This window comes from Halogranum roseipondis (assembly GCF_059695585.1).
Genome location: NZ_CM185235.1, coordinates 3,186,721 through 3,207,656 on the forward strand (window position 1 = coordinate 3,186,721; position 20,936 = coordinate 3,207,656).

General features: G+C 65.5%; 17 protein-coding genes. 8 read left to right on the forward strand and 9 right to left on the reverse strand.

Going from position 1 to position 20,936, the window contains the following annotated elements:
• Positions 1-28: 28 nt before the first annotated feature.
• Entirely contained in the window at positions 29-1,273 is a 1,245-nt protein-coding gene (gene glyA / locus EOHIBHHM_RS16655; protein ID WP_497252560.1) for a serine hydroxymethyltransferase, read from the forward strand.
• Positions 1,274-1,382: 109 nt separating this feature from the next.
• Positions 1,383-2,357, forward strand: a complete 975-nt coding sequence (locus EOHIBHHM_RS16660; RefSeq protein WP_497252561.1) for a hypothetical protein — start codon at positions 1,383-1,385, stop codon at positions 2,355-2,357.
• A gap of 51 nt (positions 2,358-2,408) precedes the next feature.
• On the opposite strand, the gene EOHIBHHM_RS16665 is transcribed toward EOHIBHHM_RS16660, so the two are convergent.
• The 4 genes from EOHIBHHM_RS16665 to solA all read right to left on the reverse strand — a co-directional run bounded on the left by EOHIBHHM_RS16665 (position 2,409) and on the right by solA (position 9,359).
• Entirely contained in the window at positions 2,409-4,118 is a 1,710-nt protein-coding gene (locus EOHIBHHM_RS16665) for a BCCT family transporter (RefSeq protein WP_497252563.1), read from the reverse strand.
• Between the two features lie 233 nt (positions 4,119-4,351).
• The gene (ilvA, locus tag EOHIBHHM_RS16670; protein WP_497252565.1) at positions 4,352-5,590 is read right to left on the reverse strand and encodes a threonine ammonia-lyase; all 1,239 of its coding nucleotides are present in this window, start codon (positions 5,588-5,590) and stop codon (positions 4,352-4,354) included.
• Positions 5,591-5,642: 52 nt separating this feature from the next.
• Positions 5,643-8,147: a GcvT family protein gene (locus tag EOHIBHHM_RS16675; protein WP_497252567.1), complete on the reverse strand. Its 2,505-nt coding sequence runs from the start codon at positions 8,145-8,147 to the stop codon at positions 5,643-5,645.
• 69 nt (positions 8,148-8,216) lie between these two features.
• Positions 8,217-9,359: an N-methyl-L-tryptophan oxidase gene (gene solA / locus EOHIBHHM_RS16680; RefSeq protein ID WP_497252569.1), complete on the reverse strand. Its 1,143-nt coding sequence runs from the start codon at positions 9,357-9,359 to the stop codon at positions 8,217-8,219.
• A 233-nt stretch (positions 9,360-9,592) separates the two neighbouring features.
• On the opposite strand from solA, the gene EOHIBHHM_RS16685 reads away from it, so the two are divergent.
• Positions 9,593-10,732 (forward strand): aromatic ring-hydroxylating oxygenase subunit alpha, encoded by a 1,140-nt coding sequence (locus EOHIBHHM_RS16685; RefSeq protein WP_497252571.1) that lies wholly within the window; start codon positions 9,593-9,595, stop codon positions 10,730-10,732.
• A 12-nt stretch (positions 10,733-10,744) separates the two neighbouring features.
• Positions 10,745-11,131, forward strand: a complete 387-nt coding sequence (locus tag EOHIBHHM_RS16690) for a hypothetical protein (protein WP_497252573.1) — start codon at positions 10,745-10,747, stop codon at positions 11,129-11,131.
• Between the two features lie 27 nt (positions 11,132-11,158).
• Here EOHIBHHM_RS16690 and EOHIBHHM_RS16695 read toward each other — a convergent pair whose 3' ends face one another.
• The 3 genes from EOHIBHHM_RS16695 to EOHIBHHM_RS16705 all read right to left on the reverse strand — a co-directional run bounded on the left by EOHIBHHM_RS16695 (position 11,159) and on the right by EOHIBHHM_RS16705 (position 13,174).
• A complete protein-coding gene (locus tag EOHIBHHM_RS16695) occupies positions 11,159-11,812 on the reverse strand; it encodes a helix-turn-helix domain-containing protein (protein WP_497252575.1) in 654 nt (217 codons plus the stop codon).
• A gap of 69 nt (positions 11,813-11,881) precedes the next feature.
• Positions 11,882-12,970, reverse strand: a complete 1,089-nt coding sequence (locus EOHIBHHM_RS16700; protein WP_497252577.1) for a S1C family serine protease — start codon at positions 12,968-12,970, stop codon at positions 11,882-11,884.
• A gap of 48 nt (positions 12,971-13,018) precedes the next feature.
• Positions 13,019-13,174: a hypothetical protein gene (locus EOHIBHHM_RS16705; RefSeq protein WP_497252579.1), complete on the reverse strand. Its 156-nt coding sequence runs from the start codon at positions 13,172-13,174 to the stop codon at positions 13,019-13,021.
• 120 nt (positions 13,175-13,294) lie between these two features.
• Here EOHIBHHM_RS16705 and EOHIBHHM_RS16710 point away from each other — a divergent pair, with 120 nt between their 5' ends.
• From EOHIBHHM_RS16710 to EOHIBHHM_RS16720, 3 genes are all read left to right on the forward strand, one after another.
• Positions 13,295-13,753 carry a DUF7992 family protein gene (locus tag EOHIBHHM_RS16710; protein WP_497252581.1) on the forward strand — a complete coding sequence of 153 codons (459 nt, stop codon included), beginning with the start codon at positions 13,295-13,297 and terminating at the stop codon, positions 13,751-13,753.
• Positions 13,754-13,818: 65 nt separating this feature from the next.
• On the forward strand, positions 13,819-16,956 hold the full coding sequence (gene ileS, locus EOHIBHHM_RS16715) for an isoleucine--tRNA ligase (protein ID WP_497252583.1): 3,138 nt from the start codon (positions 13,819-13,821) through the stop codon (positions 16,954-16,956).
• An 84-nt stretch (positions 16,957-17,040) separates the two neighbouring features.
• Positions 17,041-18,108: a hypothetical protein gene (locus EOHIBHHM_RS16720; protein WP_497252585.1), complete on the forward strand. Its 1,068-nt coding sequence runs from the start codon at positions 17,041-17,043 to the stop codon at positions 18,106-18,108.
• Here the strand turns inward: EOHIBHHM_RS16720 and EOHIBHHM_RS16725 are convergent.
• The gene (locus EOHIBHHM_RS16725; protein WP_497252587.1) at positions 18,090-18,845 is read right to left on the reverse strand and encodes a hypothetical protein; all 756 of its coding nucleotides are present in this window, start codon (positions 18,843-18,845) and stop codon (positions 18,090-18,092) included. The two genes, EOHIBHHM_RS16720 and EOHIBHHM_RS16725, sit on opposite strands and share 19 nt — an antisense overlap.
• Before the next feature lie 9 nt (positions 18,846-18,854).
• Complete coding sequence (locus EOHIBHHM_RS16730) at positions 18,855-19,442, reverse strand: LemA family protein (RefSeq protein WP_497252589.1); 588 nt, start codon at positions 19,440-19,442, stop codon at positions 18,855-18,857.
• Positions 19,443-19,667: 225 nt separating this feature from the next.
• On the opposite strand from EOHIBHHM_RS16730, the gene EOHIBHHM_RS16735 reads away from it, so the two are divergent.
• Positions 19,668-20,888: an FAD-dependent oxidoreductase gene (locus EOHIBHHM_RS16735; protein WP_497252591.1), complete on the forward strand. Its 1,221-nt coding sequence runs from the start codon at positions 19,668-19,670 to the stop codon at positions 20,886-20,888.
• The last annotated feature ends 48 nt before the right edge of the window (positions 20,889-20,936 follow it).

The following is a 20,936-nucleotide window of genomic DNA, read 5'->3' on the forward strand; positions in this document are numbered from 1 at the left end:
ATCCGACCCGGTCGCAATCTGTCAACATATGGCACGGGAACTACAGCAGACCGATCCGAAGGTGAGCGAAGCGATCGACCACGAACGCGAACGACAGGAGTCGGCGCTCGGGATGATCGCCTCGGAGAACCACGTCTCGGAGGCGGTGCTCGAAGCGCAGGGCTCGGTGCTCACGAACAAGTACGCCGAAGGCTACCCCGGTGCACGCTACTACGGCGGCTGTCAGCACGTCGACGAGGTCGAGAACCTCGCCATCGAGCGCGCCGAGGAACTGTGGGGCGCAGAGCACGTCAACGTCCAGCCGCACTCCGGCACGCAGGCGAACATGGGCGTCTACTTCTCCGTGCTCGAACCCGGCGACAAGATCCTCTCGCTGTCGCTCTCGCACGGCGGCCACCTCAGCCACGGCCACGCGGTCAACTTCTCGGGGCAGCTGTACGACGTCGAACAGTACGAGGTCGACCCCGAGACGGGCTACGTCGACTACGACGAGTTGGCTCAGCACGCCCACGAGTTCGATCCGGACCTCGTCGTCAGCGGCTCGTCGGCGTACCCGCGGGAGTTCGACTTCGAGCGCTTCGAGTCGATCGCCGACGAGGTCGACGCCTACCACCTCTCGGACATCGCCCACATCACGGGACTGGTCGCCGCGGGCGCCCACGCCAACCCGGTTCCGCACGCCGACTTCGTCACCGGCAGCACGCACAAGACCATCCGCGCCGGTCGCGGCGGCATCATCATGTGCACCGAGGAGCACGCCGACGACGTCGACAGCGCGGTGTTCCCCGGCTCGCAGGGCGGGCCGCTGATGCACAACGTCGCGGGCAAGGCCGTCGGCTTCGGCGAGGCGCTCGAACCGGCGTTCGAGGAGTACGCCCGGCAGGTCGTCGACAACGCCAAGACGCTCGCGTCGGTACTGCAGGACCACGGGCTCTCGCTCGTCTCCGGCGGCACCGACAAACATCTCCTCCTCGTCGACCTCCGGGAGTCGCATCCGGAGCTCACGGGGAAGGAGGCCGAGGCGGCGCTCGACGACGTCGGCCTCGTCATCAACAAGAACACGGTGCCCGGCGAGACGCGCTCGCCGATGGTGACGAGCGGCATCCGCATCGGGACGCCCGCGGTCACGACCCGCGGGTTCGGCGAGGAGGAGATGGAGGCGGTCGGCGAAGTCGTCGCGAACGTGCTCGACGACCCCACCGACGACGAGGTGAAGCGGGAGGCGAGTTGGCGCGTCGAACGACTGTGTGACGAGTTCCCCGTCTACGAGTAGCGTCGCCGCCGAACCGTCGGTCTTCGCTTCGGCCCTCTCCGGAACGGTAGGTACAGCCGATCTTTCAGTCACCCCGACACTTTTCTCTCCGGACGGTGCTCTCTCGGGTATGCACCGCCGTACCCTCCTCGCTTCCGGTGCCGCCCTCACGCTCTCCGGACTCACCGGCTGTCTCGGCTTCGGCGCTGAGACTGCCGTCGGAACCCTCCCGACCGCCTCACTCCGGATGGAGCCGGTCTCCGACCCCACGATCGCCAAACGGCGGACCTACGGACGCGGCGTCGACGAGGGGAGTCCCGAGTACGACCTCGTGCGCGCCGCCGTCGACGACGGGCCGACGAGAGTCGACGACACTGAACCGCCGTTCCCCGCAGACAGCCCGTTCGTCTTCGAGGACGCGGTGTACGAACTCTCGGTCGACGTCGTCGACTCGCGACCGGCGACGACGTTCTTCGTCGTCTTGGACCCGGCCGAGGGAGACGTCGCGGACGACGAGTCGGTCGCGTACGCGGACCTCCCGGAGGTGGACAGAGCGGTGTTCGAACGGCGCGGCTGGGACGACCCCGGCTTTCTCGGCTTCGGGACGTCGGTCCGCTACCTGGACGCGAACGTCCCCGACTCCGCGCTCGTCCCCGACCCGGCGTACTCGGTCGTCGTCTGGGACGCGGAGACGCGCGGCGAGTTCTCGGTCGACGGGTCGCGCGAGACGCCGCTGCGGACCTACGAGTACACGGCCTCGGTCGTCGCCGACTCCGCGGCGAGCTTCGGCCGCGACCTCCGTGACCGGTACGAGTTCACGCTGTCGGGGCTCGCTCCCGACGAGCAGGAGATCGTCGCGGAAGCGATCGAGGCGGAACACGGCTACGTCGTTCCGACCGAGGAGTCGCTCCCCGAGGCGATGCAGCGGTTGGGTGACCGCTTCCGACCGCAGGACGACGTCGAGTACGCCGGAAGCGAGGAACGGGCGGAAGCGCCTGCCGTCGACGGGACGTATCTCGTCCGGTACGACGACGAGGTGTACTGGACGCGAATCCACGTTTCGGAGCCACCGACAGCGACGGACGTGTCTGCGACAGCGACGTGACGGGCGTCGAGAAAGAAAGCGAGATCGGAGAACAGCGTGAGCGCGACGGGGTCAGTCGTCTTCAGAGGCGTTCACACCACCGCCGCTTCGCCGTCCGCCGACGAGCATGTCGTCGCCGCGGACGTCCGCGCCCTCCTGGACGAGCACCCGTCCGTGGACGCTGCTGAACTCCTTGATCATCCCGTAGATGCCGACGAGACCGACGACGGCGACCGGCCCGCCGGTGATGATTGCGGCCTGCTGGAGCGCGTTCGTCCCGCCGATGACGATGAGCACGGCGGCGACGCAACCCTGCAGGACACCCCAGACGAGGCGGTTGATCTCGGAGGGGTCCTCCTTCCCGCCGGTGGTCAGCATCGCGATGCCGAGCGTCGAGGAGTCCGCGGAGGTGACGAAGAAGGTGATGACGAGCATGAAGAACAGCCCCGAGAGGAGCGCACCGAACGGTTCGAGTGCGCCGAAAAGCGGGTAGCCGGAGACGGCCTCGTTCCCGCCGTAGCGGGTGAGCGCCCCGAGGATGTCTGCCCGCCCGAGCTGCTGGAGTCGCATCGACATCCCGCCGATCACCATGAACCACGGTACCGTCGCCAGCGTCGTCGCGATGACGCCGACGAACGTCACCTCGCGGATGGTCCGACCCTTCGAGATCTTCGCGAGGAAGATGCCCGAGAACGGTGCCCACGAGAACCACCACGCCCAGTAGAAGACGGTCCACGAACCGACGAACTCGCCGCCGCCGCCGGCCCCGGTGAACAGGCTCATCTGGATGAAGTTACCGAGATACTCGCCGATGGCTTGCGTCCCGATGTTGAGCACGAACGAGCCGAGGCCGTTCAGCAATCCGATGGCGAACGTGGCGACACCCAGCAACAGGAAGACGATGACGTTCAGTTGTGAGAGCCGCTTGATCCCCTTCTCGACGCCGCTCACCACCGAGAGCGTGAACACCGTCGTGACGCCGACGATGACGACGATGACGCCGACGTCGCCGAGCGGCATCCCGAAGATGTCGAGCGGGAGCGCCGACGCCTCCTGGTTCGGCGACGTCACCGACCCGAACTGGTAGTCCATCCCCATCAGCAACTGTTGGCCGATGAACCCCAGCGAGGTGGCGATCCCACCCATCGTCCCGAAGACGGCGACGAGGTCGACGGCCTTCGCCGCGTAGCTGTCGTCGAGGTTGTCGACGCCGACGAGCGGGGCGATGACCGTCGAGAACTTGAACGGTGCCCCCTTCTTGTGGGCGAAGTAGCCGATCGGGACGCCGACGATGAGGTACCCTGCCCACGCCGAGATGCCCCAGTGGAAGAAGGTGTACTGTAGCGAGCCGATCATCTTGGCCGTGTCGCCTGCGTTCTCACCCGTCAACGGGGTGCCGTAGCCGTAGTGGAAGATCGACTCTGCGGGGCCCCAGAAGACGATCCCGGCGGCGATACCCGCCGAGAAGAACATCGCGAAGTAGGTCGCGAAACTGTGCTTCGGCTCTGCGTCCTCGGGCCCGAGTTTGATCTTCCCCCACGGCCCGAAGATGAGGAACGTGGTGAACCCGACGAAGATCAACATCGCCGAGAGATAGAACCACGAGAAGTTCGTCCATAACCAGTTGTTGATGCCACTCATGAGGGTGCCGGCCTGCTCCGGGCCGACGACGGCGACGTAGATCAGGAACCCGACGGCCGTCAGGACACCGAACCCGAACACGAGCGGGTCGATCTCGTCGACGAACTCCCCAAGCTGCCCTCGCTTTTGCTCTTGACTCATTGTATTCTGCTGTTTCGTCCTGTGTTGGTCGTACTGCGTCAGTTCACCGCGAACGGATGCCACCGTCGGCCGACTCCGCCGCGAGATACGTGGTATGACAATTCATGCCACGACTACTCCATGGTGTCTCCTAATGCCGGATAAAAATGCAGGTTTGCTCGACTAACCTCGTTAAGTAGGGTCGTGAAGTGAGGGCGAAGAAGCGACCGTCTCGGGCCGCGAGGAGACCACGTTCAGGCGTTGATGTGGCGGACCTCGTAGCCGTGACTGCGGATGGTCCGGATGATGCGCCGGGCGTGTTCGGCCCCGCTCGTCTCGATCTGGAAGACGAGATAGGCCTCGCCGACGTCGAGTTCCGGCGCGGAACGTTCGTGGCGGATCGTCTGGATGTTCGCGCCGTGGTCGGCGATGACGCCCGACACCTCCTCCATCTTGCCTGGTTGGTCGTCGATCCGGACGCGCAGGCGAAGCAGCTGTTCGCGTTCGGTCAGCGCGTGGACGAGCACCGTCTTCAGCATCGTCATGTCGAGGTTGCCGCCGCAGAGCAGCGGCATCACCGTCTCGCCGCGGACGTCGAGTTCGTCGCTCATGACGGCGGCGACGGAGGCCGCGCCCGCGCCCTCGACGACCTGCTTCGCACGTTCGAGCAGATAGAGGACGGCTCGGGCGATCTCGCCGTCGGTGACCGTCACCACCTCGTCGACGTGTTCTTCGATGAGCGAGAGCGTGAGTTCGGAGATGCCGCCGGTGGCGATGCCGTCGGCGATGGTGTCGACCGAGTCGAGCGTCTGCGGGATCCCCTTGTCGAGGCTGTCGGGGACGGTCGACGCGCCGACCGCCTGCACGCCGACGATGCGCGTGTCGGGCGAGAGCTCCGAGAACGCCGTCGCGATGCCGGAGATGAGACCGCCGCCGCCGATGGGGACGACGACGGTGTCGACGTCCGGCAGGTCCTCGTACATCTCGACGCCCAGCGTCCCCTGGCCGGCGACGATAGCGGGGTCGTCGTAGGCGTGGACGAACTCGGCGTCGCTTTCGCTCACGAGTTCCTTCGCGAACGACATCGCCTCCTGGAAGTTGCTCCCGACGAGCTCCACCTCCGCTCCGTAGCCACGGGTCGCGTCGACCTTCGTCTGCGGGGCGGTCTTCGGCATGACGATGGTGGAGTCGACGCCGAGTTTCGTCGACGCGAGCGCGACGCCCTGCGCGTGGTTGCCGGCGCTGGCGGCGACGGTCCGTTCGACGTCGTCGGCCTCGACGCACTGCCGGATCTTGTTGTACGCCCCGCGCGTCTTGAACGACCCCGTCCACTGGAGATGCTCCATCTTCAGGTGGACCTCACCGCCCGTCACTTCGTCGAGCGACGTGCTCCGCTCGACGGGCGTCCGCTTCACCACGCTCGGGTCGTCGAGTCGTTCTGCTGCCTGTTCGATCGCCTCGAAGTCGACTGTCGCGGGGCGGTTCTGGCTCATCGTTGGTGTGAAATTTGGGGTGGGTACAGAGAACGTTTCTGGTTGCTTGTGGTTACCGCAATATTCGCTCACGGTCGGGGTCGAACAGCGGTTCGTCTCGGACGGTCGCCGGGTAGACGCGGTTCTCGTACTCGATTTCGACGGACTGCCCCGCCTCGGCGTAGTCGACCGGCAGGTAGCTGTAGGCGATGCCGGCGTCGATGCTGTAGCCGTAGTCGGCGCGCGCCGTGTATCCGATCACCTCGTCGTCGGCGACGACTGGCCGACCAGTGTCGACGACGTCGCCCGGTTCGTCGAGCGTGATGGGGACGATCTTCCGGTCGATCCCCTCCTCTTTCGCCTCGACGAGCGCCTCCTTGCCGACGAAGTCGGTGTCGAGGTCGACGGCGAAGCCGATACCCGCCTCGTAGGGGTTGTACTCGGGGGTGATGTCCGTCCCCCACAGTCGGAACCCCTTCTCCAGACTCATCGAGTTGAGCGTCGCGTCGCCCATCGCGACGACGCCGTACTCCTCGCCGGCCTCCCACACCTGGTCCCAGAGCTCTGCGCCGTACTCCATCGGCGCGTACAGTTCCCAGCCGAGTTCGCCGACGTATGAGACGCGGAGCATGATGACCGGGATGCTCCCGAGGTGGGTCTCTTGGACGCTGAAGAAGGAGAACTCGTCGTGAGAGAGATCGGTCTCGACGAGGTCCTCCAGCGTCTTGCGGGCGCTCGGCCCCCAGACCCCGAGACCGCACAGTCCCGAGGTCCGGTCGGTGACGGTGACGTCGTCGGGGGCGTGCTCGCGGATCCACCGCCCCTGCTCGCTGCCGGAGCGACCGCCGCCGGTCAGGATGAGGAACCGGTCCTCCGCCAACCGGGAGACGGTCAGGTCCGCGAGCAACCCTCCAGCTTCGTTGAGCATCGGCGTGTAGCGCACGCGGCCCGGCGAGACGTCGACGTCGTTGGCGAGGAGCCCTTGCAGGAACTCCGCGGCCCCGTCGCCGGTCACCTCGATGGGAGTGAAGGAGGTGAGGTCGTACATCCCGACTCGGTCGCGGACGGCCTGGTGTTCCGCGCCGTGCGCCTTCGACCAGTTCTGCGAGAGCCACTCGGGGCGGTCGGGGACGTCGTACTCCTCGACGAGCGACTCGTTTTCCGCGTACCACTGGGCGGACTCCCAGCCGTCGCTGTCGTAGAACTCCGCGCCCAGTTCCTCCTGTCGCGGGTGGTACGGACTCCGCCGCAGCCCGCGTTTCCCCTCCGGCTGTTCGCGCGGGTGGATGAGTTGGTACACCTCCTGGTACTGCTGGGCCGCGCGGTCGCGGACGTACTCGTGGGACCCGGCGTGGTCCTGGAACCGCGAGATGTGGGCGTCGGTGACGTCGACGAGGTCGCCGTCGAGTCGGGGGACGTCGTTCTCCATCCACTCGGCGACGACGTTGCCGACGCCGCCGGACTGGGTCACCCAGACGGCGAGCGCCCACCACAGGCCGTCGATGTCCTCGGTCTCGCCGAGGACCGGCATCCCGTCGGTGGTGAAGCAGAACATCCCGTTCATCTCCGTCTCCCAGTCGCAGTCCTCGAACGCCGGGACGAGCTCTTTCGCGCAGTCGTACGCCGCCCGGTCGTGGTCCGGGTGGGTGTTCTCGTAGAAGTGTTCCTCGGTGAACTCCCGGAGCGAGGGGTACTCCAGCCCGAGGTCGTCGAGTTTCTCTGGTCCGTAGATGTCCTCGGGTTCGACGAGCAGCGGTTCGTGGTTGTACGAGCCGACGCCGTAGGACTCCCCGTGCTGCCGGAAGTACAGCGACGCGTCCTGATGGCGGAGCAGCGGCTGCTCGATCTCGCGGTCTGCGCCGGCCAACTCGTCCAGTTCGTCGGAGACGAGATACTGGTGGGCACACGGCATCAGCGGGACGTCGACGTCGACCATGTCGCCGAACAGCGGCCCCCAGATGTTGGTCGCCACGAGCACCTCGTCGGCGTCGATGCGACCCTTCTCGGTGTCGACGGCGCGAATCTCCCCGTCTTCGACGTCGAGGTCGGTCACCTTCGTGTCGCCGTAGAACTCCACACCCTTCTCGCGGGCGCGCTCGGCCATCGCCGCGGACGCGCCGACGGCGTCAGCCTTCCCGTCGGTGGGGACGTAGTAGCCGCCGTGAACGACGTCGGCGTTCACCTGCGGAATCTTCGCTTCGACCTCCTCTGGTGAGAGGAGTTCGCCGTCTTCGACGCCGAACGACCGCCCCCACTCACGCTTGCGCTTGAGGAAGTCCCAGCGTTCCTCGGTGTAGGCGACCTCGATGCCGCCGCAGCTGCGGAAACTGTCGAGTTCTGTGTAGAGATCACGCGTGTACGACGCCATCTTCGACATCAGTTTGTCGCCGGCGGTCTGGAACACTAGTCCGGGCGCGTGGGACGTCGACCCACCCGTCTCGAACAGCGGTCCCTGTTCGACGACGACGACGTCGTCTCGGCCGAGTCGACTCAGATGGTACGCGGCACTACAACCGACACAACCGGCGCCGACGATGACCGTCCCCGCCGACGACGGGAGTGTGTCATTACCACTCATAGTTGTACAACAATCCCGGAGAATCGAGCAAAAGCCTCCGGGTGACTTAGTGGTGGTGTTTTTATACCTTCACTCGAACCGGCTGAGTCGAAACATCTCGATGGGGTGGTCAGTGTCGCCGTCGGCGGCGAGGTCGGCGAGGATTTCGCCGACGACGCTGGCGAACTTGAACCCGTGTCCCGAGAACCCCGCACCGACCGTCACCTGTGGATGTTCGGGCAACGTATCGAGGATGAAGTGTTCGTCCGGCGAGTTGGTGAACATACAGGTGGCGAGTCGCATCGTCGGGCCCGTCCCCTCGGGGAAGTACTTCTCGGAGAACTCCCGGAGCAGTCGTTCGTCCTCGGCGTTTGGTTCGCGGTCCCAGTCGTCGGGGTCGACGTCCTCGTCGCGGTGGTGGTACTTCCCGAGCTTCATCCCCGGGACGTCGTAGACGGGGAGTCCGTAGAACCGTCCCTCGGGGACGCTGAGGTTCCAGACGGGGAACTCGTCGGGCTGGTAGAGCCGTGGCGTCTCGGGTTGGAACCACGCGAGCACCTGTCGCTCCGGCGTCGCCAGCCCCTCCAGCGCGTCGGCGAACTTGTAGTTCCACGCGCCCGCGGCGAGCACGAGTCGGTCGGCCTCGTGGCTCCCCTCGGCGGTCTCCACACGGACGCCGCCGTCGGCCGTCTCCTCCCAGCCCTGCACGCGCTGGCGGGCGCGAATCTCCGCCCCCTCAGCCATCGCCGCCTCCGCGTGGCCCACGATAGCCTGCTCGGGGACGACGAAACCGCCGTCCGGCTGGTAGACGCCTCTGTAGTCCTCCGGCAGGTTGTACCCGGGGAACCGCTCGTTCAACTCCGCGCCCGTGAGCACCTCGTGCGGGATGTCGTACTGTTCGCAGGACTCCTTCGACCCCTGGAAGACGATGTTGTCCTCCGGGCCAGCGTCGATCGAGCCGGTTCGGTGGATGACGTCCCGTCCCGTCTCCTCGGCGAGGTCGTCCCAGAGCTCGTACGCGCGCTCGATGAGCGGGATGTACGACGGATGCTCGTAGTACGCGCGTCGGATGATACGCGTGATCCCGTGCGACGACCCCTGCGTGTGCGGGATGTCGAACCGCTCGAGACCGAGCACGTCCAGTCCGCGCCGCGCGAGGTGGTACGCCGTCGCACTCCCCATGCCGCCGACGCCGACGACGATGACGTCGTGGCGCTCGTCGCTTACACTCATAGTCGCCGAGGGGTTCGGAACCCCCCCACATTACAGTTGGGACGCATTATCACGGAGGTTCAAGTGGGGGGTCGCTTCTGCGAGCCGGTCGCGGCGGCGTCGCTCCCGATTCGAGACGTCGCTCGGAACCTCGTGCGGTTGGATTCGCCAGCTCTCGGAAACTCGCGCCCCCACTTCAACGGTCTAACTATCTGCGACGAACGTTTACCCATGAGTCTGTGTAGCATTATCGTATGACGCGGTGGAACAACGGCACGGATCAGGTCAGCGCAGTCAGTCCAGACATCACCGAGGAGACGAACGCACTCCCGGCGAACTACTTCACCGACCCGGAAGTCTGGGAGATGGAGAAGGAGAAGGTGTTCTCGAAGTACTGGGTGTACGCGGGACACGCGAACTGTATCAAAGAGCCCGGCGAGTTCTTCACCCGGACCGTCGGCGACAAGCAGATCATCGTCGTCCGCGACCACGAAGACGAGGTGCGGGCGTTCTTCAACGTCTGTGCCCACCGGGGGTCGAAGATGGTCGAGGACACGCCGATGACCGACCCCGGCAACGCCTCGCGCATCCAGTGTCCGTACCACCTCTGGACGTACGACTTAGACGGCGACCTCCGGAGCACGCCCAAGAGCTTCGAGGAGGCGAGTCTGAACCCGGATCTCGAAGACGAGGACGTCCCGGGCGTCGACTCGGAGGAGAACGCCCTGATGGAGGTGAACCTCGACAGCATCGGCCCGCTGCTGTTCGTCAACTTCGAGGACGACCCGATGCCGCTGGCCGACCAGGCCGGGAAGATGAAGGAGGAACTCGACCAGTTGCCGCTCGGCGACTACGAACACGCCCGCCGCATCGTCTCGGAGGTCGAGTGCAACTGGAAGGTGTTCGGCGGCAACTACTCGGAGTGTGACCACTGTCAGGCGAACCACCAAGACTGGATCAAGGGCATCTCGCTCAATAAATCCGAACTCGAAGTCCAAGACTACCACTGGGTGCTCCACTACACCCACGAGGCCGACATCGAGTCGGACATGTCGCTGCACGACGAGCACGAGGCGCGCTTCTACTACTTCTGGCCGAACTTCACGGTCAACATGTACGGCACGGCCGACGGCTACGGCACGTACATCATCGATCCCATCGACGAGAACCGGTTCAACCTGATCGCCGACTACTTCTTCGCCGACCCCGACCTGAGCGAGGAAGAAGAGGAGTTCATCCGGACGAGTCGACAGCTCCAGGAGGAGGACTTCGAGCTCGTCGAGCGACAGTTCGCCGGGCTGAAGATGGGCGCGCTCTCGCAAGCGCAGCTCGGCCCGAACGAACACACCGTCCACAAGCTCCACCGACTGGCGCAGGAAGCGTACAACGCCTGAGAACTGAGACCGATGAGCCAAGCACACGACGAGCACGAGCAGAGCGAGACGCCGTTGGTCGTCACCTGTCCCGACTGCGAGGTGTCGAAGGCGGTCGACCGACCGAACGGGGCGATCGAGTTCGCGCGCCGCCACCACAGCCTCACGGGACACGAGGTCGAGTGGAAGCGCGCCGACCTCGACCCCGGCGAAGTGGGTGACGTCCCGACCGACGGCGGCCTCAAAGAGGTGATGTGGGAGTTGGACGAACAGTACGACGACGGAATCCCGACCGGTATCGTCACTGCCGTCCGCAGTAAACAGGGCGTCCCGATGTACGAGACGTTCGACGAGATCGAGGAGTTGCGGATGTCGGGCGGGCTGTACGAGCCGCGAGACGACCACCTGCGTCCGGTGTAGCTGCTTCTCCCGTTCGACGACGACGCTCTACTCGTCGAGGACGCTCACCTCGATGAGTCGGCTGATCCCTCGCCGGAGGCGGCCGCCGACGGCCGTCGGCGAGATGTCGAGTTCGTCGGCCAACTCCTCCAGCGACGTCTCCCGCGGTTCCTCGAAGTACCCCTCCCGGTGGGCGGTCACCAGTGCGACGCGCTGGGCCTCCGTCAGGTTGGGTTGGATGCCGAGGTCGTGGCCGTCCTGACGGAACAGTTGGACCAACTCGAACGACATCCCTTCCTCCTCGCAGAACTCCCAGAGCGAGGCGACGGCCTCGCGGTCGGGGAGGCGGAGTCGGACCCGCCACGCGCCGTGCGTGCTCTCGGCCTCGAGCATCAGCCCGCCGAGTCTCGCGACGATGGGAGAGAGGAGTATCGTGTCGTCCGTGTGCCGGAGGCGGTAGATGCGCGTGTCCTTCGAGTCCGCGACGCGCATCGCCTCGGCGACGGTCGGGTCGGCCTCGATCGTCCGGTCGAAGTCGTCGAACCCGCGGTCGTCACACTCGACGTGGAAGAAGAAGAGGTCCGTCTCGGGGTCTGTCCCGGAGTGTGGAACTACTCTGATAGTGACGTACGAACACTCTCTGATGGTCGGTACCAACGCGAGGTCGGCGTGCTGGATATCTGCGATCGCAATCAAACTCATAGCTATGCTTTCGGCGTTTAATTACTGCCGTCGTGTGCCAACCAACGACTGGGGGGATGTTAGTTCTTATCACGACTCCGACTCCGCCGCTGGCCGCGACCCGAGCGTCACCGCCACCTGCCGACGTTCGCCACCCCGGAGAACCGTCAGCGTCACGGTGTCGCCCGGACTCGTCTCTAAGGCGAGATACGTACCCAGGTCCGCCCGTGTCCGGATCGCCGTCCCGTCGACGTCGACGACGACGTCGCCACCGACAGGCACCTGTGTCCCCTGGACGACCGTCCGTCCGTCGCTGCCTCGGAGCACGCCCGCCGCCGGCCCGTCCGGAATCACGCTGACGACGACGACGCCGCGGGCACGGTCGAGGTCGTTGGCCTCCGCGACGAGCGGCGACACCTCCTGTAACTGGACGCCCACGAACGAGTGGTCGTACCCTCCGTCGGCGACGAGCGCCGGAACCACGCGTCGGGCCAGCGCCGCCGAGATGGCGAAGCCGATGTTGTCGCCGCCGCCGGAGTTGATGACCCCCGCCACGTCGCCGTCGAGCGTGACGAGCGGGCCACCGCTGTTCCCCGGGTTGACGGCGGCGTCCGTCTGGACTGCGTCGGGGATGGTGAATCCGGCAGCGCTCGGGAGTGCGCGGTCCTGCCCGCTGACGATGCCGGCGGAGACCGAGCCGCCGAGGTCGAACGGAGCGCCGACCGCGACTACCCGGGTACCGACGGGCGGTTCCGACTCGACCAACGACAGCGGCGTCGCGTAGTTCGGACGGTCGGAGACGCGCAGTACTGCGAGATCGCTGTAGACGTCGGTCCCGACGACGTCGGCGACGGTCCACTCCCCTTCGCGGAACTGTACCCGTACCTCCGAACTGCCACGGACGACGTGCTCGTTCGTGACGAGATGCCGATCGTCGTAGACGAACCCCGACCCCTGTCCGGCGCGACTGTCGGTGCCGTAGACGCGGACGAGGACGACGGAGGCGACGACCGACTGGTAGGCACGGGTGTACGGTTCGTCGGCGGTCGTCTGCGAGGCAGCGTCGTCTCCCGTCGGCGACGCTGTCGGCGCTCGACTCCGCGGGGAAGAACAGCCAGCGGAGGCGGCGAGGACGACGCTTCCGAGTCCTGCGAGGAACCGACGTCGACTCGCCTTCATGCGTCGTGGGTAGGGGTCACACACGTAAACATCGTGCGTTGTCGGGTGTCACTCCCTCTCGGCGGCGTCCAGTTCCACGGCGTGGGCTCGAAGCGTCTCGGCGAGCGCCGCGTCGGAGACGCCGCTCTCCCGTGCGCTCTCGACGACCTCGTCGAGCGCCTGCTCGAAGAGTTCGACGGAGCTGATGTCGCGATTCGTTATCATCGATCTGACTATCCGGGCGAAGCGTAATAGTGGTCGGGTCGTCCTCGTCGTCGTGGTTTCCGTTTCGCCGTCGACCGCCTCCCGACGGGACTTTACTCTTGGCTGTCGTCTGGTCGGGATATGTCCCTCGACGTCGAGACGCCCGCACCGCCGGAGTTGGAGGAGATCGACCCCAACCAGTACGAAGACGCCGAGATCCTCGGCGACACCGACTACCGTCGAGACGAACTGGACGCCTTCCTCCGAGAGGGTGCGTGGGAGGAGGCGTTCGACGAGTGGGCCGCCCACACCGACGTGACGGCCGAGGAGTGGCAGATCGTCCTCGATCTGGACTTGCTCCCGCAGTTCGACTTCTTCTGGGACGACTTCGCCGACAGAGTCGGCTACCACGCACCGGGTCTCCCGCAAGATTGGAAGGAGCGTAAGCTCCATCCGAAGCTCACGAGCTGGGGGCAGGTCTCCTCGATCAACGCCGGGCTGACCGAACTGGGACAGGTCGTCTCGGAGACGCTGAAGGCGGAGTACATCGACTGGGAGGCGGAGTACGAGGCACCCGACGATCTGCCCGACTTCGACTGACGCGACTCGACACCCGCGCGTGCAACACCACCGTTTTGATATACGCACAGGCAGTCCCCACCACTATGGAGGATATCAGCGACCAGTACACTCCCGAGGACGTCGAGGCCTCGGCGGAGTCGTACTGGGACGAACACGACGCCTACGAGGCGACGAAGGAGGCACACGCCGAGGACCCCGCCTTCTTCTTCGTCGACGGGCCGCCGTACACCTCGGGACAGATGCATCTGGGGACGGCGTGGAACAAGACGCTGAAGGACGCGATCATCCGGTACAAGCGGATGACCGGCCACCGGGTGACCGACCGCCCCGGCTACGACATGCACGGCCTCCCCATCGAGGTGAAAGTCGAAGAGGAACTCGGCTTCGACTCGAAGAAGGACATCGAGGAGTTCGGCGTCGAGAAGTTCATCGAGGAGTGTAAGACGTTCGCCGAGCGCAACCGCGAGAACATGGACGACGACTTCCAGTCCATCGGCGCCTGGATGGACTGGGACGACCCCTACAAGACGATGTCGCCGGAGTACATGGAGGCGACGTGGTGGGCGTTCCAGAACGTCCACGAGAACGGCCTCGTCAAGCAGGGCAAACGCGCCATCAACCAGTGTCCGCGGTGTGAGACGGCCATCGCCGACAACGAGGTCGAGTACCACGAGATCGAGTCCCCCAGCATCTACGTGAAGTTCCCCCTGAAGAGCCAGGAGGGGAACCTCGTCATCTGGACGACGACGCCCTGGACCATCCCGGCCAACACGTTCGTCGCCGTCGCCGAGGAGATGACGTACCAGAAGGTCGAGGCCACAAAGAACGGCGAGAGCGAAGTGCTCTACGTCGCCGAACCGTGCGTCGAGGACGTCCTGAAGAAGGGCCGCTACGACGACTACGAAGTGCTCGACGAGGTCGCCGGCAGCGAGATGGTCGGCTGGGAATACGACCACCCGCTGGCCGAGGAAGTGCCCGACCACGCCGCCTTCGAGGGGGCCGGACAGGTCTACACCGGCGACTACGTCGAGGCCGACCGCACGGGTCTGGTTCACTCCGCCCCCGGTCACGGGCAGGAGGACTTCGAGCGCGGGCAGGAACTCGGTCTCGACGTCTTCTCGCCCGTCGCCGGCAACGGCGACTTCACCGCCGAGGCTGGCAAGTACGAGGGGACGTTCGTCCGCGACGCCAACGACGCCATCATCGAGGATCTCGACGCGAAGGGACTGCTCCTGCACAGCGGTCGCCACACCCACCGCTACGGGCAATGTTGGCGCTGTGATACGGACATCATCTTCCTCGCGACCGACCAGTGGTTCATCACGATCACGGACGTCAAAGACGAGCTGCTGGACAACATCGAGGACAGCGAGTGGCATCCCCAGTGGGCTCGCGACAACCGCTTCCGTAACTTCGTCGAGGACGCACCCGACTGGAACGTCTCCCGACAGCGTTACTGGGGAATCCCACTGCCGATCTGGAAGCCGCAGGGCGAGTCCACACCGGACCCCGAGGACCTCGTCGTCGTCGGCACGCGCGAGGAACTCGCCGAGCGCGTCGACCAGGACGTCGACCCCGAGAAGATGGACCTCCACCGCCCGGCTGTCGACCCCCTCACCATCACCGAGGACGGCGTCACCTACGAGCGCGTTCCGGACGTCTTCGACGTCTGGATCGACTCCTCGGTCGCCTCGTGGGGGACGCTCGACTACCCCAGCGAGACCGAGCAGTTCGACGAACTGTGGCCCGCCGACCTCATCATCGAGGCCCACGACCAGACCCGCGGCTGGTTCTGGTCACAGCTCGGGATGGGAACCGCCGCGGTCGGCGAGGTCCCGTACAAAGAGGTCATCATGCACGGGTTCGCCAACGACAAGGACGGTCGAAAGATGTCCAAGTCCGTCGGCAACATCGTCACGCCCGAGGAGGCAATCGAGCGTGCGGGCCGCGACCCGCTCCGTGCGTACCTCCTGAGTCACGACCAACAGGGCGTCGACCTCTCGTTCGAGTGGGAGGGGCTCGCCGACATGCAGTCGGGACTCAACATCTTCTGGAACGTGTTCCGCTTCCCACTCCCGTACATGCGACTCGACGGCTACGACCCGTCGGAGGCAGATCTCGACGACGGGGAGCTCACCGTCGTCGACGAGTGGGTGCTCTCGCGACTTCAGAGCGTCAAAGACGAGATGGCAGACGCGTGGGCCGACTACGAGGTCCACGAGGCGCTCAACGCTCTCTTGGACTTCGTGACGCAGGACGTCTCGCGCTTCTACGTGAAGGCGATCCGCGAGCGGATGTGGGAGGAGGAGGACTCCGCCTCGAAGCGCGGCGCGTACGCCACGTTGTCGACGGTACTCCTCGAATCTGTCAAGCTCATCGCGCCGTTCACGCCGTACCTCGCCGAGGAGATGTACCAGCATCTCGACGGGGGCGACACGACCGTCCACATGCTCGACTATCCTGAGGTCGACGCCGACTTCCACGATCCCGAACTGGAGACCAACATGGCCGTCCTCCGGAAGGTCGAGGAGGCCGCCGCGAACGCCCGCCAACAGGGCGGCCGAAAGCTTCGCTGGCCCGTCACGCGGGTCGTCGTCGAGAGCGACGACGAAGACGTCGCGAACGCGATGCGGTCGCTCGAAGAGCTCTTCCTCGACCGCGTGAACTCGCGCTCGCTCGACGTCGTCGAGCAGTTCGACGAACTCGTCGAACACGCCGATCCGAAGATGAGCGTCATCGGGCCGGAGTTCGGCGGCCAGGCGCAGAAGATCATGCAGGCCGTCGAAGGCAAGCCCCGCGCCGAGGTCGAGGCCGGCGTCGACGTCGACGGCGAGACGGTCGAACTCACCGACGAGATGGTCGAGTACCACGCCGAACCGCCGGAGGGGATCTCCGGTGCCGACTTCGAAGGCGGGAGCGTCTACGTCGACACGACGCTGACCGAGGAGATCGAAGCCGAGGGCTACGCTCGCGACATCGTCCGACGCGTCCAAGAGATGCGCAAGCAACTCGACCTCGACGTCGAGGAGACCATCCGGACGCGACTCGACGTCGTCGACGACCGGATCGCCGGCTTCGTCGACCAGCACCGCGAGTTCATCGCCGAAGAGACGCGAACGGCCGAGTTCGTCGACGGCGACGAAGCGGTGTTCGACCTCGTCGAGGAGTGGGACGTCGAGGGCGTCGAGGTGACCATCGGCATCGCGCGGACCGACGAGTAGGCTGAACTGCCGCCGACGCTTCTGTCGTCGTGCGAACCTTTTTCTCGTCTCGGTTGACACCGAAGCTATGGAGTTGGCAGCGAAGTGATTCGAATTGCGGTGGTTCCAGTTGGTCCCGTCTCTGCGGAGGATATCCAGACGGCGAGCGACGCACTCGAAGATACCTACGGTGTCCGGGCGGTTCCCTTCGACGAACGGCCACGTCCCGAGGTAGGGTACGACCCCGACCGAGACCAGTACGACGTCGGGATACTCTTAGACGTCGGCCTTGACGCAGTTGGAGGCGACGTCGACGCGATACTGGGCATTACGGACGCCGACGTGTTCTACAGACGCCGGAGGTTCGTCTTCGGCTCCAGCTATCTCGACTCTGGTCGTGCGGTGTTTTCGACACACCGACTCGGACCACCCGGCCCCGAACGACGGAACCGAATCCGGCGACAGGCGATCAAACAGGTCGCACACTCGGTCGGACTTGAACAGTGCGACAACGAGTGCGTCATGCAGTTCTCGCCGACCGTCCACGAACTAGACCGTCGACCGGAGCGGTTCTGTGCGGACTGCCACGCGATGTTCCCCCCCGACCTCGGAGGCGGGGCCGCACCCGTAGACGTCTCTCCAGACGTGTCCGGACTGACGTTCGCCGAGTGGCGACAGGGAGTGGGTGGTGTCGCACTCGCACCGTTCTTGTGGCTCCGACGCGCGTGTAGCCGACTACCGGTTGTCGGACGACGAGTCGATCCCGTACCGGTCTCGCTCACGCTCCGAGAGTGGGTCGTCGCCATCCTCGGTCTCCTCCTCGCGCCGCTCGTTTGGCTCTACGAGGCGTGGGTTCGTACCCCGACGTTCCGTGAGTGGTTGGACGAACGACCGGAAGAGACTCGACGACTCGTCCACGGCACGGTCGGTGCACTGTCGTTCTGGGTCAAACTCGGCGTCTTCGCCGTCCTCACCTTGGCGACGCTCCAAGCCGAACTCGAACTGTATCCGCTCCTGACGGGGGCGGAACTCGCGTCGTCTCTCGCCGCCAGTCTCGGTGTCTTCGTCATCGCACCTATCCTCGGCGTCGTCGAGTATTTCGTCCTCACGGGAATCCTCTCAGGTCTCGGTGCCGCGAAACGCGAGGCACGTCGTCAGAGTAGTGTCGAGTAAGCCCCGGTGAGCACGAGCAAGCCGACGAGTCCGAGCGTGGACATGGCGGTCCCCACTGCCACCGCCTTCCCGACGGCGTAACGACGCTCGCGGAGTAACTGGTCTGGGGACTTATCGGAGACGAAAAAGAGGTCACCGTCGCCGGACAGCACCGCTCCTTTGTCGTCCGCGTCTCTCCCGTCAGACCTCTCCTGTGTTGCCCGTCCGTACACTGAGACCGTGTCGCCGACGTCGACTGTCGACTGCTCGTACGTCCGCTTGTCACCCATGTCCGGTCGTGAGAGTTCCCACTTGCGTTCGAAGGCAGTGACGTCTTCGGGGGTGTCTCGCCAACTCTTGAGGACGCGTTCCCCCGAGCGCTCGTCGCTCATCTCGAAGTCGATGTCGTCGCCGGCGACGCGGATTCGGCCGGTGTCCGTCTCGACGAAGAACGGGACGACCCGCTGTTCACGCACCAACGACCCCTCCGACAACGTCGAGTCGTATACGCGGAGGTCGTACGCAACACACTCTCCCTCTCCTATCGGCCGCGCGATGGGTGGCTCGTCCGGGACGACGGTGCCGCGGACTGCCACGTTACCGAGTGCGAAGGAGTCGAGTGAAGAGACGGGTCTGTCGCGGATGGCCGTCGCCTGTGCGTACCGGTCGAACCCTTCACTAATCTGGAGCAGACCACCAAGCAGTGCGATGGCAGACCCGAGGAGGAGAGCCAGCCACAGGACGAGTCCGAATATCACGTCAGTGCCTCAGTCGTCGCTCCCGAACTGGGCACCGAGGTCGAGTTTCTCGTGGGCCTCCGGTGAGGCGACGAACGGCGTCTTCGGCCGCATCCCGTGGAGTCGAGCGAACAACCGTTCTGGGAACCGGTTCCGACGGGCGTTGTAGGCCGCGACGGTCTGGTTGTACTGTTCGCGTCGGTTCTCCAGTCTGGTTTCGAGCGTGGAGACACTCGTCGTCAACTCGTCGAACCGGTCGTCGGCCTGCAGGTCCGGATACTCCGCCGAGAGCGACTGGAGGTCCGAGAGCGAACTCCGGATGGAGACGTCTGCGGAGGCGACGTCCGAGGGTGATTCCGCTTCCAGCGCCGCCTGCCGAGCGTCGACCACGGCTTGAAGGACGTCACGCTCGTAGTCGATGTGCTCTTTAGTGACGTCGACGAGTGCGCCGAGTTCGTCCTGCCGCCGTTCCAGCATGACTTCGACGTTCGCCCACGCACGGGAACACTCCTCGCGTGACTCGACGAGCGTGTTGTGTGCGGTTCCGAGATATCTGACTGTACTGTAGCCGACGACCGATACGACGAACCCGCCGAGGAGCGTGAACAGCTCGACCATCTCTGCCCGATTTCTCACTGCCCAACATATATTTCTTCTGAATATTCTGATTATTGATACAGTGTAGAATGTCGCCTCTCTCGAAGTCTCGTCGAGTCACACGAGTCTCCAGCGACGAATCCGACGAGTCCACCGTGGTAGGCCCGTACGCACTTGACACCCTCGTTGCCGGAAGCTCACTCCGTGACCACGAGCGTTAGGCCCTTCTGGGCCTCCAGTGGACGTATGGAGACCACGGTTCTGGTGGTTGGCGGCGGCGCGACCGGCGTCGGCGTCGCCCGTGACCTCGCGATGCGCGGGGTCGACGTCACGCTCGTCGAACGCGGCGGGCTCTCGTCGGGGACGTCCGGACGCTCCCACGGACTGTTGCACAGCGGCGCCCGCTACGCTGAGGCCGACGCCCTCGGCGCACAGGAGTGCATCCGCGAGAACGAGATCCTCCGCGACATCGCCGGCGACGCCGTCCGCGACACCGGCGGCCTGTTCGTCTCGCTCGAGGACGACGACCCCGAGTATTTCGAGGAGAAACTGGCGGCGTGCCACGAATACGGCATCCCCGCCGAGGAGATCTCGGTTACGGAGGCCCGCGAGCAGGTTCCGGAGCTCGCCGACGACGTCGCCCGCGTGATGTCCGTCCCCGACGGCGTCATCTACCCGTCGCGACTCGTCGTCGCGAACGCAGCCAGCGCCGAGGAGCACGGTGCGGACGTGTTCACCCACGCACCGCTCGAGGAGCTCTACGTCGAAGACGGCGAGATCGTCGCCGCCGCCGTCGGCGGGAGCGTCGACGACACCGTCGAAGCCGACTACGTCGTCAACGCGACGGGCGCGTGGGCCGGCGAGTGTGCCGCACTCGCCGGCGTCGACGTGGAGATGCGCCCGAACAGGGGCGTGATGGTCGCCGTCGACTACGAAGAGTTGGGACCGGTACTCAACCGCTGTCGCGATCCGTCCGACGGGGACATCGTCGTCCCGCACGACCAGCAGGTCGTGTTGGGGACGACGAGCGTCGACGTCGACGACCCCGACGAGTACGACGAGGAGGCGTGGGAGATCCAGAAGATGTTCGAGGAGTGTGGACGGCTGCTTCCCCCCGTCAGGGACCTCGACGTCTCGCGCACCTACTGGGGCGTCCGCCCGCTCTACGGGCCGGACGAAGATTCGAGAGACGGCTCTCGCGGCATCTCACGTGGGTTCTTCCTGCTCGACCACGCCGAGGACGGCGTCGACAACTTCGCCAGCATCGTCGGCGGCAAACTCACCACCTATCGCACGATGGCGGAGGCGACGGCCGACCACGTCTGTGACGCCCTCGGCGTCGACGCCGAGTGCCGCACGGCCGACTCGACGCTCCCCGGTGCCGACGACCCGTCGGTTCTGAACCAGTTGGTCGAGCGGTACGACGCCCGGTCGCCTGCAGACGAGGACGTCGTCGACGCGACGTGACCGCGGTGCCGTTCAGACTGGCCAGAACACACACAAGTGAGACGCGAG